Genomic DNA, 14,699 nt, shown 5'->3' on the forward strand with positions numbered 1-14,699 from the left:
GTTCAGGTGTTGGCTGGGTTAGAAGTGCTTGCGCAGTGTCTGTGCTTTCAGGGTATTTTGCAGCAGCGATACAATTGTCATCGGCCCGACGCCGCCCGGTACCGGGGTGATCCAGCTGCACTTGTCCTTGACGGCAGCAAAATCGACGTCACCTGCCAGCCGGTAGCCGGATGTTTTGCTGGCATCGGGCAGGCGGGTAATGCCGACATCGATGACCACAGCGCCGTCTTTGACCATGTCGGCGCCAACGAATTCGGCCTTGCCAATAGCAACGATCAGTATGTCTGCACTGCGACATATGGCCGCCATATCCTTGCTGCGGCTGTGCACGATGGTGACTGTGCTGTTTCCCGGGTTGGTATTGCGCGACATCAGCAACGACATGGGGGTGCCGACGATATTGCTGCGACCGACAACCACGCAGTGTTTGCCTTCGGTTGCAATATTGTGATGACGCAGCAGCTCCATGATGCCATTGGGTGTTGCCGAAATGAACGTTGGCAATCCCAGGCACAGACGGCCGACATTCTCCGGACAAAAACCGTCGACATCCTTGGCCGGGTCTATCGCCAGTGTGACGCGGGTTTCGTTGATATGAGCAGGCAGGGGCAGCTGGACAATAAAACCATCAATGTCATCATCGCGGTTGAGTTTGTCGATTTCGGCAAGCAGAGCCTGCTCGCTGACGTCACTGTCCAGGCGCACGAGGGTCGATTTGAAACCCACCCGCTCACATGCCAGCACTTTGTTGTTGACGTAGGTTTCGCTGGCGCCATCACTGCCCACCAGTACGGCAGCCAGATGCGGGATTTTTCCGCCAGCGGCACGCAGCTGCTCGACTTGCGCGGCTATCTCCGCCTTGATCGTTTCTGCTGTTTTTTTGCCGTCGAGTAATTGCATGATGGAAGCCCCTGTTGCGTAAAGGAGGCAATCATAAACGAGCGCTGGCGGTGGCTCAAGCTACCATTTGCCGGTATTGGGCATGCTCAGCCAGGGTTCCTGTGCCGGCAGAGGGTCGCCCGCCTGCAGCAACTCTATCGAGATGTTGTCCGGCGAGCGGATAAACGCCATACGGCCATCGCGCGGGGGCCGGTTGATGGTGACACCCTTGCTTTGGAGAGAAGCGCACAGGTCATAGATATTATCGACGCGATAGGCCAGGTGGCCGAAGTTGCGGCCTTCACCGTACGCTTCCGGGTCCCAGTTCCAGGTGAGCTCAATCTGGGCGTTTTCATCGCCTTCGGCGGCCAGAAAAACCAGCGTGAAGCGCCCCTGCTCGCTGTCGCGCCGGCTCAGCTCCCTGAGGCCGAGTTTGTTGCAGTAGAAGTCCAGAGACGCATCAAGGTCGCTCACGCGCACCATGGTGTGCAGATATTTCATTGTGTTCTCCCGGGGGTCTGGTTTCGCGGTTTACTGCGGTGTGTCCTGTTCTGTGGGGCTGATATCCAGGCGCAGAGGGACATATTCGCCGGACTGGTTCCAGTCGCCTTCCATCGCCGTCACCGTCCCGTCGTCGGCCAACACCAGGCTGCCATAGTATTCAACCTGGATGCTGCTCAGCCGAATGGTGACCTGTTTGTCCTTGATGTTGACACTGTCGACAGGCAGGCCGGTGCGGAACTGACCGGGGATGTCCAGTGTGCCGGTGTGAGAGTCACCGTTGTCTGCTTTGTGCAGATTGAATATCACATCGATGGGGTCGTATTGTGCGGCGACCAGTGTGCCTTGCCAGCGACCCGTGAGATCCTGCGCCAGGGTGCTGCTGGCAGCCAGCACGGCGGCGCAGGCCAGGGCAAGACTTAAAACAGAATGGTGTATGTATTTGGTCATGGCAACAGCATAGCGCGCGCCTGCTGATAAAAAAAGAGGTTGCTGCCCCAAAGACAGCAACCTCGTCCAACACTTCAAGCCTGGGGCTTATCGTTGAAGCATTATTTCTTCAGGTACTCAAACGTCAGGTTGTAGGCCACGTTGCTGGTAATCGGCCCGATCTGGGTCTGAGTAGTGGTTGTCGCCGTAAACTGTGCGCGGTAAAAGACCCGGTCGTCAGTGACACTGACTTCACTGACCTCAATGTCGCCGAAGGTGCTGGTGTCGACGCCGTCAGCGTCTGCCAGTGCCTCTTTGACATCGTCTTCCAGCGTACTGATTTCGGCATTACCCGGCGCCGGTATGCTGTCAATGGTAAAGGTGAACGGTGTGCTGACGCCGCTGGTAGAAACCGTGCCGGAAATCGTCAGGTTATAGTCACCTTCGGGCACTTCAACGACCGGCTCTTCGATCGGATCAACAGGCTGACCGGTCAGTTCGGCCAGTGTGTTGGCAATGGTACCAATGGTCACCGGCGCGCCGTCACCAAATTCTCCGCCCAGGACATAGACAGTATTGTCCTTGATGCCAATGTAGATTCCGGTGCTGTCGTAGTAGCGGTAAATATAGCCGTCCAGGATGCTGAACGCAGTGTTCACAGCCGTGCTGGGAAACAGGTCTGCATACAGTTCTTCGGCCTTGGCGACCAGATTACTGACCTGGCTCATGTCCGGAGGCGTGCCGCCGAGCAATGCGCAACTGGTGGAGTTGCTGACTTTGTCGCCAGTGAACTGACCCAGGAAAGTACCTGATGCAGACAGTACATTGGCCTCGTTAAAACTGCCGGATTCGACGTCGGATATTGCCAATTGCACATCCAGAGCGGGCACACTCCAGGTCGCCTCAGCGCCGGAGACCGTCGGGCTGCTTAACACCAGGTCCGCGATGCAGACGGTGCCGCCGGCAGCGATAACCATGTCTACGGTGGTGCCGTTTTCCAGGGGAGAGCCGCTCTGAGCTGATCCAAAGGTCAACGAGTAGGTTCCTTCCAGCGATGCCGGGATTGATGCTGATTGCGCGTGTACTGCACCGTTGCCGATCATCAGGGTTGCTAACATGCAGGGCGCCAGGATCTGCCGCAGCGTGTTTTTAAAATTGGCCATTACAATTGCTCCATATCTATCATGTGTCGTTGAGGGTCATCGGACAGTGATAGCCTAGGTTATTAGTGTGGTGGCGGGCACCCCCTGATCGGGGGGCACGATCAATCCCGCGGGTAAAAATGCTATTATCCCAGTCTGGTAAATCAGCGACTTAGTTACTTTGGATAAAAAATCTATTTATGGAAGCAGATAACAGAAGCAAATATGTTTTGACAGTATCCTGTCCCGAAGCCAACGGTATTGTGCGTGCGGTCAGTGATTTTCTGTTTCAGCGCGGGGCGACGATCAGTGAGGCGGCCCAGCATCGTGACCCGGTCATTGACCGGTTCTTCATGCGGGTGGAGTTTGAGGAGGTGGAAGCTCACTTGCCTGCCACCGAAAAACTTGATGAGGACTTTGCTGCTGTTGCCAGGCAGTTTGACATGCAGTGGAGTTTTTTTGATCTGCGTAAACGCCCGAAACTTTTGCTTGCGGTATCGCGGCACGGACATTGTCTGAACGATATTCTGCATCGCTGGAGCAGCGGCGCTCTGCCAGCGGATGTGATAGGCGTGGTCTCCAATCACGAGGATATGCGCGGTATAACCGAATGGTATGGCCTGGACTATTTTTACCTGCCATTGACGCCAGATACTAAAGTCGCGCAGGAAGAGGCCATGCTCGATATCGTCACCAGCAAACAGGTGGATGTGCTGGCGCTGGCGCGCTATATGCAGATCCTGTCGCCGCGCATGTGCGAGGTGATGGCCGGTCGTGCCATCAACATACATCACTCTTTCCTTCCCGGCTTTAAGGGCGCCAACCCCTACCGCCAGGCTTACATGCGTGGCGTCAAAATTATCGGGGCGACAGCCCACTACGTCACTACCGAGCTCGATGAAGGACCTATTATTGAACAGGCAGTTGAACGCATTGATCACAATTTTGATATTGATGAGTTGATGCAGATTGGTCGGGATGCCGAATGCGCGGCGTTTGCCCGTGCCCTGAAATGGCATTGCGAGCATCGCATTATTATCAATGGCAATAAAACCGTGGTGTTCAAGTAATCGGCCGTTGTCCCGGAGGTCCTCAAGGAGAGGGTAGATGTTGATTGCGCTTGGTACACTGGCCGGTGGGCTGGGTTTGTTCCTGTTGTCCGTGTCGATGATCACAGATGGCCTCAAACTGGCTGCCGGTGGCGCCCTGCGCAATATTCTCGGGCGCTCGACAGCAACACTCTGGCGCGGCATTGGGTCAGGCGCTTTCCTGACCAGTCTGGTGCAATCCTCCAGTGCCGTGACAGTGGCTACCATCGGCTTCGCCAACGCCGGATTGCTTGGTATTCATCAGGCTCTGGGCGTTGTGCTTGGTGCCACCATTGGCACAACAATGACGGGTTGGCTGGTGGCCGTGGTCGGTTTCCAGTTCAGCATAACCGCGTTTGCGCTGCCGCTGATTGGTGTCGGCATGCTTTTACGCCTGGTGGGACCATCGCGGCGTCTTGGTGCTCTGGGCGAGGCCATCGCTGGATTTGGCCTGTTTTTTATCGGCATTGATTTTCTGCGTGGGGCGTTTGAAGGCTTTGCGCAAACCATGGATCTGGCCAGCCTGTCGCCTGAAGGTTTTGTCGGCGCTGTTGTGTTCGTCCTGGTGGGGTTTGTGATGACGCTGCTGACACAGTCATCCAGTGCCGCCATTGCCATAACCCTGACTGCTCTGACAGGCGGCCTGATCAGTTTTCCGGCTGCTGCTGCCGCAGTGATTGGGGCCACCGTAGGCACCACGTCTACATCGGCGTTGGCGGTAATCGGCGCCACGCCCAATGCCAAGCGGGTGGCAACGGGCCACGTCATGATCAATGGTTTTAATGCGGTTGTGGGCATCGCGATGTTACCCGCTGTGATCTGGCTGGCTGCCAACAGTGACATTATGCAATCCAGCCCAGCGCTCGGTCTGGCTTTTTTTCATACCACGTTTAACGTGGCCGGTGTGTTGCTCCTGATTCCAGTCATGAAACGCGTCAGCACCTGGCTGGAAAACCGCTTTGTGGGGGTCTCGGAGATGCTGGGTCGCCCGCAATACCTGGACAGTAATATCCTTGCTTCGCCATCGCTGGCCATGGATGCATTTTTTCTTGAACTCAAGCGCATGGCAGAACTATCCCGTGCTCATGCAGTTGCGGCGATGAACAGCGAGGGTGCCCCAGAGCCCGGCCTGCAGGCGCAGCATGACGGACTGCGACAGTTGGTGCGCTATGTTGAAAAATCGGTGACTGATCTGGAGAGAGACCGCTTTGGCAGTCATGTGGCCGTGCAGTTGCCCATGATTCTGCGCATTGCCAATTACATAGATGAGGCGGTGGCACACGCGCAGGCCAGCGCCGAAACTGATTCCGATGTTGAGTCTCTGCTGCAGACGGCGGTGCGTGAGAATATCCTGGCCTATCGTAAAGCGGTGTTGAATCAAGTGGCTCTGTGCGACCCACAGCGACCGGATTTCAGCGTGGAAGAGGTCGACAATGCCTACCAGGCACTGCGCGTGACCTGGCGTGAACTAAAAACCGAACTGCTTGATGCCAGTGTTCGCGGCCAGGTGCCGGTGCAAGGCCTGAATCCGGCAATCGACAGTCTGCGCATGATATTGCGGGTGGCGGAGCGGACAACCCGCATCGCTATTCGGCTGACGGAGCTGAGGCAGCCGGACGGTGCTGAGGTGGTGAGTGCCGCAGTCGACTCATACTGAGCCTGTATTACATGATTGTCATATATCTGTCATACAAGATCATTATAGTGGCGCATGTGATAACTGATTCACTTTTGTTGCCCTGAAGGAGATCGAACTGATGTTGAGATTCAAACAAATTTTTGCTGCTGTAGCGGTAGCCGGTACCGTATCGCTGTCTGCTCAAGTGGCAGCGGATGTTGATCCGAATCTGCCTGACTACGAACGAGCATCCGGTGTGTCCGGCAACCTGTCCAGTATCGGTTCTGACACCCTCAATAACCTGATGACGCTGTGGGCGGAAGAGTTCAACAAATTTTACCCGAACGTCAATGTGCAGATTCAGGGTGCCGGTTCCTCGACTGCGCCGCCCGCGCTGACTGAAGGCACTGCCATGCTGGCCCCGATGAGCCGTGGCATGCGACAGTCCGAGATTCAGGCGTTCGAAGAACGTTTTGGTTACCCACCCACCGAACTGCCGGTGGCAGTGGACATGCTGGCGGTCTACGTCAACCGTGACAACCCCATTGAAAGCCTCAGCCTGCCGCAGGTTGATGCCATATTCTCGGCCACCCGCCGTTGTGGCTTCGATCAGGATGTCACGCGCTGGGGCCAGCTCGGCCTGACCGGCGACTGGCAGAACCGCGATTTTGCTCTGTACAGCCGCAACGCGGTATCCGGCACCTATGGCTTCTTCAAAGATAACGCCCTGTGTGGCGGTGACTTCAAGCCCAGTATCAATGAGCAGCCCGGTTCATCATCTGTGGTACAGGGGGTCACCGAGTCGACCAACGGTATTGGTTACTCCGGCATCGGCTACCGAACCTCCGGCGTGCGCGCTTTGCCGCTGTCGGCAACCCATGGCGGCGAAGTATTTGAAGCAACGGCGGAAAATGCTGCATCAGGGGATTATCCGCTGTCCCGCTATCTGTTTGTCTACATCAACAAACATCCGAATCGCGAACTTGACCCGATGATTCGTGAATTCGTCAAGATGCTGTACAGCAAGCAGGGCCAGGAAGTGGTCAATCGTGATGGTTTTGTCACTTTGCCAGCGGCTCTGGCCGAGCGTATTTTGGGTGAACTGGGGATTGAGTGAGGCTGTCATCATCATGTCATGCAGATGATCTAGTCTGCAGTCTCTCCCCTGGGAAGATAGAACGACAAGGATGTCGACCTTAATTTGAAATAAGACAGGTTTGTCACAAAACGGTCATATTGGGCTGTTAAGCTCCGCACCGAAATCAGCCGTTAACGCTTGAATCCAGCCTCAGGAAGGTTAAAATCAGCGGCCTGATATCAGAACCTGAAATCAGCACCTCACAAAGAGCCAGGACAGAGCTTGCCGATGACCGACAACACCCCAGATTTACCTGCCCCGGGCAAAAGCAGCAAGAGTCTGTTGCCCGACTACACCAGACGTCAGGCATTGCGCAAGAAGCGTATGCGGCGTGACAAACTGTCGCGCTGGGGCATTACCGCAGCGGGTTATGGCGTGGTGATGGCGTTGGCCACCATTTTTATCTACCTGTTTTATGAAGTCGCCCCTATTCTGCGCGGCGCAACAGTCACCCCTCAGGACAGTTACCAAATCCCGGATACCGGCGCCAACACCTATCAATTGCTGCTTGACCGGTACGAAGAGCTGGGTATTCAGTATACGGACCGCGGCGAGGCTGTGTTTTTCAACGCCAATACCGGTGCCGAGACCCAGCGTTTTGCCATGCCGGTTCCGGATGATGCCAGCGTGACCAGCTTCGGCGCGGCCGAAGCCATTTCCAATACCACGGTTTTCGGTTTCAGCAACGGTGAGGCCGTTGTCGCGCGTCACGCCTTTGATATCACTTTTCCCGGCAATGTCAGAAGTATCAGCCCGCAAATGCAATTCCCGCTGGGTGAGACGCCAATTGTGATAGATGAGCAAGGCAGCGCCCTGCGACTGATCGCGGTCGAGAATATGCAGCGTGGCGCTGGCGGCACCGCCGTCGCCGCTATCACTGACGACGGTCGCCTGTTGCTGGCTAACATAACCACGCGGACCAATTTGCTGTCGGGCGCGGTACAGGTCAACCGCACGGTCAATACGCTGCCCGGATTTCCCGGGCGGGCAGAAAAACTGTTGCTGGATAAGTCCCTGCGCAACCTGTTTGTCATTGATGACCGAGGGTTGGTGCATTATTACGACATCACCACGCCGGCGCAGGCGCGGCTGGTGCAGTCCGTTGATGTTGGTGGCGGTAGCCGGGTGACGGCTGCCGAGTTCCTGGTGGGGGCTGTTTCCATCATTTTTGGTACTGAACAGGGTGACCTCAGTCAGTGGTTCCTGGTCCGTGATGAACAAAATGAATACAGCCTGGAAGAAGTGCGCCAGTTCAACTCCCATGGTGCCGCCATCACTGCAATCGCGCCCGAATATACCCGTAAAGGGTTTGTCGCCATCGACGATTCAGGCCAGCTGGGTGTGCACTATGGCACTTCGGCGCGCACCCTGTTCCTGGATTCAGTGTCGGAACAGCCCCTGCGGCAAGTGGCCATTTCCCAGATCAATACCGGCCTGTTATGGCTGGACGGGCAGGGGGATGTGGTCAGCGCCGATCTGTGGAATGAGCACCCGCAGCTGTCCTGGGATGCCATGTGGAACAAGGTCTGGTACGAAGGCCGTGCTGATCCGGAATACATCTGGCAGTCCTCCTCGGGCTCGGATGAGTTCGAGTCCAAATTCAGCTTGATGCCGTTGACCGTGGGTACGCTGAAAGCAGCATTTTATGCCATGTTGTTTGCCATGCCACTGGCCATCGCCGGGGCCATCTATACCGCCTACTTCATGACACCCAAGCTGCGCGGTGTGGTCAAACCCAGTATTGAGATCATGGAAGCCTTGCCGACCGTCATTCTTGGTTTTCTGGCGGGTTTGTGGCTGGCACCCTTCGTCGAAGACCACCTGCCTGCAGTCTTCAGCTTCTTCATATTGATGCCATTATTGATGCTGCTGTTCGCCTATCTGTGGACCCGATTCGCGGGCGGTTTGCGCAGTCGCGTATCCGATGGCTGGGAAGCCGCGCTGCTGGTGCCGGTTATTCTGGTGTTCGGCACGATCTGTATCCAGGCCAGCCCCTGGGTGGAAGTGTGGTTCTTTGATGGCAGCATGCGACAGTGGTTCACCAATGTGGGTATCAACTACGATCAGCGCAACGCCCTGATTGTGGGTATTGCCATGGGTTTTGCGGTTATCCCCACCATTTTTTCGATTGCTGAGGATGCGGTTTTCACTGTGCCTCGTCACCTGACTCAGGGCTCGCTGGCGCTGGGTGCCACCAGTTGGCAGACGGTCATGGGCGTGGTCCTGCCCACCGCAAGTCCGGGCATTTTTTCTGCCGTGATGATGGGTTTTGGTCGGGCTGTGGGTGAGACCATGATTGTGTTGATGGCTACCGGCAACAGTCCGGTGGTCAATTTCAATATCTTCGAGGGCATGCGCACGCTGTCGGCAAACATCGCCGTGGAACTGCCGGAAACGGCGGTGGGCTCATCGCACTTCAGGGTATTGTTCCTGGCCGCACTGGTGCTGCTGGCGCTGACTTTTGTTGTTAATACCATCGCCGAGATCATCCGGCAGCGATTGCGGCAACGCTACAGTAATTTGTAACAGGCTTCTCAGAGCCACAGGCAACACCGCCCTGTGGCTTACGATTGCAGAGAGAACATGGCATGAGACAATGGTTTAAAAGTGGCACACCCTGGATCTGGCTGAATGGCGGCGCAGTTGCCATGTGCATGATCATGGTAATAGGCCTGATTGGCCTGATTGCAGTCAGGGGCTTCGCCCACTTCTGGCCGTCGGATGTGGCGGTTATAGATATGACCGACGCCAGTGGTGAGCAAAGCACCATCATGGGGGAGCTGGTGCGCAGCCAGGTTATCTCGGCTGCTGTCGCGCGCGACTCCGGCGAAACCGTGCCCGATGATATCGAACTGGTGACGCGTCACCTGTTCAAGCTGGGCAACCGTGATCAGACTGGTCGCGATTTTGTCTGGTATCTCGAACTAGGCATGGGGCCCTGGCAATACCCCGAGGATGTGTTTGTTGTCGAGCGCCGTGAATGGGGCAATTTTTACGGTCAGCCATTGGCGCTAATACGCGAAGGCAATGTCATCAGTACACCGGGCGACGCTGACTTCTGGCCGCAGTTGCAGGCGTCAGTTGATCGCAGCCTGGCCCTGTTCAATGAAATACGACGGCTGGAGCGTGGCGAAATCGGGCGTATCAACACCGGTATCGAGCAATTGCGGCTGGACGAGCGCAATCTGCAACTCAATCCGCCACCGGCAGATATCGAGGCCAGGGAGCGTGAGCGGATAGCCGCTGCCAGTGCCCGCTTTGACGCCGATTATGCCGTTCTGCGTGAGGAACTGGATGCCATTTACCAGAGCACGCAACGCGATACCCTGCGTATGCAAACGGCCAATGGCAACGAGGTCGACATTACTCTGGCCACCATTGTCCGTGTCACCGCACCCAATGCCATGTCCGTATTTGCCAAACTGGTGCAATACGTCGAACGCTTGTGGGAATTCATGGTGGACGAGCCGCGTGAGGCCAATACCGAAGGCGGTATTTTCCCGGCAATTTTTGGCACGGTGACCATGGTTCTGGTCATGTCCATCATGGTGACACCGTTTGGCATTCTGGCGGCGATCTACCTGCGAGAGTATGCCAAACAGGGCACCATGACCCGTATCATTCGCATCTCGGTGTACAATCTTGCCGGTGTACCGTCGATTGTTTACGGGGTGTTCGGTCTGGGCTTTTTTGTGTATTTCCTGGGCGGCAACATCGATCAACTGTTTTACGAAGCCTCTTTGCCAGCCCCGACATTCGGTACCCCGGGCCTGTTCTGGGCCTCTTTGACGCTGGCGCTGTTGACCCTGCCCATCGTCATTGTGTCAACCGAAGAGGGCCTGGCGCGTATTCCCAGTACCATCCGGCAGGGCAGTCTGGCACTGGGTGCCACCAAATCTGAAACGCTGTGGAAGGTGATTGTGCCGCTGGCAACGCCTGCGATGATGACCGGTCTGATCCTGGCTATCGCCCGCGCCGCCGGAGAAGTCGCGCCACTGATGTTGGTGGGGGTTGTGAAACTGGCACCGACACTGCCTATCGATGGCACTTTCCCGTATATTCACCTGGAAAGAAAGATCATGCATCTGGGCTTCCATATTTATGATGTTGGTTTCCAGAGCCCCAACGTTGAAGCCGCTCGCCCACTGGTTTATGCCACGGCGCTGGTGCTGGTCATGCTGATTGTGATTCTCAACCTGACAGCCATCAGCATTCGTAACCATTTGCGTGAACGATATCGCAGCGCCAGCGATTAACAAATTAAAGGAAGAGTAACGCACGATGACAACTCAGACTGCCAACAACAATCCTGCATCAACTGCCGGACACGATCGTCCCGCGATATCGGCGGCCGGCGCGCGCAAGGTTTCCGAGCGTGAAGCACTGTCCCTGGCCGACGAAAAATCCAAGATCGAAGTCAACGACCTCAATCTCTACTACGGCAATGAACATGCGCTCAAGGGCATCAATCTGACCATTCCGGAGAAGCGGGTCACTGCCTTTATCGGACCTTCAGGTTGTGGCAAGTCAACACTGCTGCGCTGCTTTAATCGGATGAATGACCTGGTGGATATTTGCCGTATTGAAGGCGAAGTCATCATGGACGGTAAAAATATTTATGACCGTGACGTGGACGTGGCCGAATTGCGTCGCAACGTGGGCATGGTGTTTCAGAAGCCCAATCCGTTCCCGAAAAGCATCTATGAAAACGTGGCCTACGGGCTGCGCCTGCAAGGCGTCAGTTCGCGTCGTGTGCTGGACGAAGTGGTTGAGAAATCGCTGCGCGCTGCTGCGTTGTGGGACGAGGTCAAGGACAGGTTACAGGACAACGCCTTTGGTATGTCAGGCGGTCAACAACAGCGTCTGGTGATTGCGCGTGCCATTGCCATTGAGCCGGAAGTTATCCTGCTGGATGAACCGGCGTCGGCGCTGGATCCGATTTCAACATTAAAAATTGAAGAGCTGATCAACGAACTCAAGCGCGACTACACCATCATCATTGTGACGCACAATATGCAACAGGCAGCACGCGTGTCCGATTACACTGCGTTTATGTATATTGGTAATCTGGTCGAGTATGGTGATACTGATACTTTGTTTACCAATCCATCCAAAAAACAGACCGAAGATTACATTACCGGTCGTTACGGCTAGCAGGTCGTTGTTCATCACCCCGCCAGAGTGATTACCTTCTGTTACTGCCTCCAGGTCCATCGCAGCAAGGCATCACCCAGTTCCTGTCCGGGACCGGCGTGTGCCTGTGCGTGGTTAACCAGCGCGACCACGACGTAGTGTTTGCCTGAGCGGGCGTGCACATATCCCGCTATGCCGGTCACACCATTGAGTGAGCCGGTTTTGACGTGGCTGCTGCCGTGGCCATCACCCCCCGCCAGTCTGTTCTGCATGGTGCCGTCCAGCCCGGCCAGCGGCAATGATGCGACGAACTCCGGCATCGTGGGTATGACAAAACCGCGTTGCAGGACTGCGCCCAGCATGGCGCTGGTCAGCCGGGTGTCGCGGCTCAGCCCCGAACCGTTTGCCATCACCATGTCGCTGTGATCGATACCAATGTCGGTCAGGTACCCGCGCACTGCGTCAACCCCCTTGTCAATGCCTGCCGGTTCCCCGGCGTGCTGCAGGCCCAGTGTCAACAGCAGTTGCCGCGTCATCAGGTTGTTGCTGTATTTGTTGATGGATTTGATGATGTCGGCGAGAGGTGGTGATTGCCATACAACAAACGGGCTTGCATCGTCGGTTGTGCTCAGGCTGTTTAAAGTCGCCTGACGAAGTTCACCGTCAAACTCTCCGCCCAGTTCCTGCCACAAAGCCTGAAACAGGCCGTAGTTGTATTGTGGTGCATCCAGCACGGCGCGGGTCATGCTGTATTCGCCGCAGCTGGCAGGATGCCTGCCGCTGAAGGTAACGGTGTTGGTGTCTTTGTTGTCACTGAAACTGATACCACGCTGGAAGCCGGTGCAGGCAGAGTTGCTCTGCTGCAGCTGGTTATTGATGGTCAGATTTGGCAGCGTCGGATCGCTGCGTATGATGACGTCCCGACCGTTCTGGTGGGGGTAGAAGTAGAAATTGACGACCTGAAAATTGAACAGCAGGGCATCGGGGGCAACGTTGTAGGCACGGCCTGACTGATTGTCTATTGCGGAGTCGTTATTGACTGTCGCATCGAACAGGCTGTTGTCGATGACCAGGTCGCCGGTGATCCGGTTTACACCGCGGCGTTGCAGCGTTCTAAGCATGCTGCGTACGTGCTCTTGCACCAGAAAGGGATCAGCGCCACCACGAATCAGCAGGTCACCCTGCAGCGTGCCGTTGCTGACCGGGCCCAGCGCATATAGTTCGGTTTTCCAGGTGTAGTCGGGACCGAGCAGTTCAAGCCCGGCGAGTGTGGTCAGGGTTTTGATGGTGGAGGCGGGGTTCATGGCTTGTGCGGTGTTGACAGCGAGCAGGGGGGTCGGGTTGCCCACTTCCTGGACCAGCAGTGTGTAGGCGTTGGCGGGGAAGTTGTGGCCGTTGGTGACGACGCGTACTTCGGGGGGTATGTCGCTGGTGTTCTGGGCTGTTGCATGCTGAGACAGTGCGCTCAGGAGGAAAAGGGCAAAAACTGTGGTGGCTTTGTGGATGAGGTTTAGGTGCATCATAGGCCGTTCTATAGGGTTGTTGATGGTAATCACTTTCGCTGACATGGGGGTTGTCGTCAAGGGTTTCTTGTTGGACTGAATGCTTGAATGCCGGACCGGGCGATAGCGGATGGCTGCTTTCGGGGACGCCCGTAAACCCTTCCCTGGGGGGCTCGGATGCGACCATCCAGGGTCGCATACGCCCCTCAAGCCGCCATCCGCCACCGCCCGGTCCTGAATGTGTGCAGTCCCTGAGCCGGTTAAATCTACTGGACATTCATGATGCGGCGTTTGACCTGGGTGGTGCCTAGCTGGTTGTCGAACATGTCGATGGTGGCTTTGACGCGGGCAGTGGTGGTGGTTTGTTCGGTGGCGTTGTTGACGGGCTGGTCGGGCAGGGTCGGATTGAAGAATGCGTAGGTGTCGTTGTGTTCGGCGCTGGCATAGTCGTAGCCAGCGTCTTCGTCGCAATCAAGAAAGGCACTGCGACGTTCGCGGGTCAGGCAGTCGGGGTGCATGGAGCGACTCTCACGGTCCTGCCCGGCGCGGTTGCGTGCGGCGGTGCGCAGATCGGTGAGTGAGGGGACTTGTACGGATGGCGGCGCAGCGGGTGTGGCAGGCTCTTCTATCAGGGTTGGCTGCTGAGCGAGGGTTTCAGTTGTTAATGTGTCCGGCTCGGCTGTCTCAGTGTCTGTTGACGGTATGGCCTCGTCGGTTGTCACTGGGTCGTCTGGTGGTGATGGCAGTTCCTCGTTGTTGCTGGCTGCAGTGGCCTGCGTCGGTGGTTGTTGCAAGCGTATCTGAATGCTGGGCTGGGCGGTCGTTTGCTCTACCTGATGACCATCGCGGTTGGCGGCGTAGGCGGCCAGGGCAAGAATAATCACGTGCGCGGACAGGCTGATCAGCAATGTGACTGGCAGGATCCGGGTTGATTCGGGGATGTGCCGGGTATCCGGGTCGTCGTCCAGCTGCAGATCGGTCAGGATCGGGGGCTCTGGTCGAGTATCCTGATTTGTATTCTGCGGATGCTGGGTGGTGTTCATCGGCGGTTGTAATTGTTGGCAACGATGCCCATTGGACTGTTTATATGTCTGTCAGTTCCGTTAGGCGTTGCCGGTCTGCGGGAGCACTTCGTATCCCGGTTCGAGCGGTGGGGTGTGACTGCTTTCGGGGACGCCCGTAAAACTCTTCTGACCGCCATGGAAGGCGGAAATGCAGGTTTTGCAGGAGCAAAAACCGGCCATGGGGGGCTCGGATGCGACCGTCCAA

At 56.4% G+C, this 14,699-nt stretch carries 12 protein-coding genes; 6 read left to right on the forward strand and 6 right to left on the reverse strand.

The window, feature by feature from the left end; genetic code table 11:
• Positions 1-18 precede the first annotated feature (18 nt).
• The 4 genes from WD071_RS09930 to WD071_RS09945 form a co-directional block, all read right to left on the reverse strand.
• A complete protein-coding gene (locus WD071_RS09930) occupies positions 19-900 on the reverse strand; it encodes a bifunctional 5,10-methylenetetrahydrofolate dehydrogenase/5,10-methenyltetrahydrofolate cyclohydrolase (RefSeq protein ID WP_368048218.1) in 882 nt (293 codons plus the stop codon).
• A 60-nt stretch (positions 901-960) separates the two neighbouring features.
• Positions 961-1,380, reverse strand: coding sequence for a VOC family protein (locus WD071_RS09935; protein WP_368048219.1), 420 nt, complete (start codon positions 1,378-1,380; stop codon positions 961-963).
• Between the two features lie 30 nt (positions 1,381-1,410).
• Positions 1,411-1,830 (reverse strand): hypothetical protein, encoded by a 420-nt coding sequence (locus WD071_RS09940; protein WP_368048220.1) that lies wholly within the window; start codon positions 1,828-1,830, stop codon positions 1,411-1,413.
• A gap of 101 nt (positions 1,831-1,931) precedes the next feature.
• On the reverse strand, positions 1,932-2,972 hold the full coding sequence (locus WD071_RS09945; RefSeq protein WP_368048221.1) for a hypothetical protein: 1,041 nt from the start codon (positions 2,970-2,972) through the stop codon (positions 1,932-1,934).
• Between the two features lie 179 nt (positions 2,973-3,151).
• Between WD071_RS09945 and purU the strand changes: the two genes are divergently transcribed.
• The 6 genes from purU to pstB all read left to right on the forward strand — a co-directional run bounded on the left by purU (position 3,152) and on the right by pstB (position 11,949).
• Positions 3,152-4,021 carry a formyltetrahydrofolate deformylase gene (gene purU, locus WD071_RS09950; RefSeq protein ID WP_368048222.1) on the forward strand — a complete coding sequence of 290 codons (870 nt, stop codon included), beginning with the start codon at positions 3,152-3,154 and terminating at the stop codon, positions 4,019-4,021.
• Between the two features lie 37 nt (positions 4,022-4,058).
• The gene (locus WD071_RS09955; RefSeq protein ID WP_368048223.1) at positions 4,059-5,696 is read left to right on the forward strand and encodes a Na/Pi cotransporter family protein; all 1,638 of its coding nucleotides are present in this window, start codon (positions 4,059-4,061) and stop codon (positions 5,694-5,696) included.
• 103 nt (positions 5,697-5,799) lie between these two features.
• Positions 5,800-6,774, forward strand: a complete 975-nt coding sequence (locus WD071_RS09960) for a PstS family phosphate ABC transporter substrate-binding protein (protein ID WP_368048377.1) — start codon at positions 5,800-5,802, stop codon at positions 6,772-6,774.
• Positions 6,775-7,023: 249 nt separating this feature from the next.
• A complete protein-coding gene (locus tag WD071_RS09965; protein WP_368048224.1) occupies positions 7,024-9,321 on the forward strand; it encodes an ABC transporter permease subunit in 2,298 nt (765 codons plus the stop codon).
• Between the two features lie 62 nt (positions 9,322-9,383).
• On the forward strand, positions 9,384-11,051 hold the full coding sequence (gene pstA, locus WD071_RS09970) for a phosphate ABC transporter permease PstA (protein ID WP_368048225.1): 1,668 nt from the start codon (positions 9,384-9,386) through the stop codon (positions 11,049-11,051).
• Positions 11,052-11,076: 25 nt separating this feature from the next.
• On the forward strand, positions 11,077-11,949 hold the full coding sequence (gene pstB, locus WD071_RS09975) for a phosphate ABC transporter ATP-binding protein PstB (RefSeq protein WP_368048226.1): 873 nt from the start codon (positions 11,077-11,079) through the stop codon (positions 11,947-11,949).
• Positions 11,950-11,990: 41 nt separating this feature from the next.
• On the opposite strand, the gene dacB is transcribed toward pstB, so the two are convergent.
• On the reverse strand, positions 11,991-13,451 hold the full coding sequence (dacB, locus tag WD071_RS09980; protein ID WP_368048227.1) for a D-alanyl-D-alanine carboxypeptidase/D-alanyl-D-alanine-endopeptidase: 1,461 nt from the start codon (positions 13,449-13,451) through the stop codon (positions 11,991-11,993).
• Between the two features lie 245 nt (positions 13,452-13,696).
• Complete coding sequence (locus WD071_RS09985) at positions 13,697-14,473, reverse strand: hypothetical protein (RefSeq protein WP_368048228.1); 777 nt, start codon at positions 14,471-14,473, stop codon at positions 13,697-13,699.
• Between the last annotated feature and the right edge of the window lie 226 nt (positions 14,474-14,699).

Source organism: Pseudohongiella sp., assembly GCF_040877505.1.
Lineage (GTDB): Bacteria > Pseudomonadota > Gammaproteobacteria > Pseudomonadales > Pseudohongiellaceae > Pseudohongiella.